Genomic DNA, 405 nt, shown 5'->3' on the forward strand with positions numbered 1-405 from the left:
CGTTCGTGCCGGCCGCGATCATGCGCCGGGTGTGCTTCATGCCCTCGCCGCCGGTCATGCCCTGGACGAGGACCCTGCTCTCCTTGGTGAGGTGGATCGCCATGTCGTCCCGTCTCCTCAGGTGGTGGTGGCGAGTCGGGCGGCCCGGCCGGCGGCGCCGTCCATCGTGGTGGCCTGCTCGACGAGCGGGTGCGCGCGTGCCTCGAGGACGGCCCGGCCCCGGGCCGCGTTGTTGCCGTCGAGGCGGACGACGAGCGGCTTGGTCGGCCGGACGGCGTCCAGGGCGCGGACGATGCCGTCGGCGACCGCGTCGCAGGCGGTGATGCCGCCGAAGACGTTGACGAGGACCGACCGCACCGCCGGGTCGGAGAGGACCACCGACAGTCCGTCCGCCATGACCTGCGC

Annotated in this window: 2 pseudogenes; both read right to left on the reverse strand. The window is 73.8% G+C overall.

From position 1 onward, the window contains the following. Positions 1–103: pseudogene (locus tag KDL01_RS46610) on the reverse strand (succinate--CoA ligase subunit alpha); the annotation flags it as partial. 14 nt (positions 104–117) lie between these two features. Beyond that, positions 118–405 (reverse strand): annotated as a pseudogene (locus tag KDL01_RS42470) (ADP-forming succinate--CoA ligase subunit beta); the annotation flags it as partial.

It is taken from the genome of Actinospica durhamensis (assembly GCF_018139695.1).
Taxonomy (GTDB): Bacteria; Actinomycetota; Actinomycetes; order Streptomycetales; family Catenulisporaceae; genus Actinospica; species Actinospica durhamensis.